Source organism: Halobacillus sp. BBL2006, from assembly GCF_000786645.1.
Lineage (GTDB): Bacteria > Bacillota > Bacilli > Bacillales > Halobacillaceae > Halobacillus.
Window position 1 is genome coordinate 1 of the sequence record NZ_JRNX01000679.1, and the last position, 582, is coordinate 582.

1 protein-coding gene is annotated in these 582 nt (G+C 47.6%); it reads left to right on the forward strand.

The annotated features are described in order from the left end of the window. Positions 1–389, forward strand: a 389-nt coding sequence (locus LD39_RS18185; protein WP_035551244.1) for a tRNA (cytidine(34)-2'-O)-methyltransferase, incomplete at its 5' end; no start/stop codon positions are given. Positions 390–582 lie beyond the last annotated feature (193 nt).

Here is a 582-nt window from a genome sequence, read left to right on the forward strand (position 1 = left end):
TCCATTTAATAAGGCCTCTAGGCTTTTCTACTGATGACAAGATGCTGCGTAGAGCCGGCCTGGATTACTGGCATGATGTAACGATTCATTATTATGATTCGATCGAAGAACTGTATGAAGCTTTCCCTGAAGGAGAGTATTACTATATCGAAAACTTTGGAACCAAGTCTTATGCTGACTTTGACTTCTCTTCACCAGATCAGGAATTGTTCTTTGTGTTTGGCAGGGAGAGCGACGGGATTCCAAAATCGTTGCTTGAAGGTCTTGAAGACAGGTGTTTACGTGTGCCGATGACAGATAAGGTTCGTTCGTTGAACCTTTCGAATACGGTTTCGATTGTATTGTTTGATGCGTTGAAACAGCAGGGGTACCCGAATTTGATTAAATGAGTAGAAAGATGCCGGCGTGCGACGCCTGTATCTTTTTTTCTGGTGATTGGTGGTGGTCGGTGTCAGTGGTCGGTGTCTCTGGTCGGTGTCAGGTATTGGTCTGCCCGTGATGGGTACCTGGTACCGGTGTCGGCGGAGTTGGTGTCAGGTATTGGTCTGCCCGTGATGGGTACCTGGTACCGGTGTCGGCGGA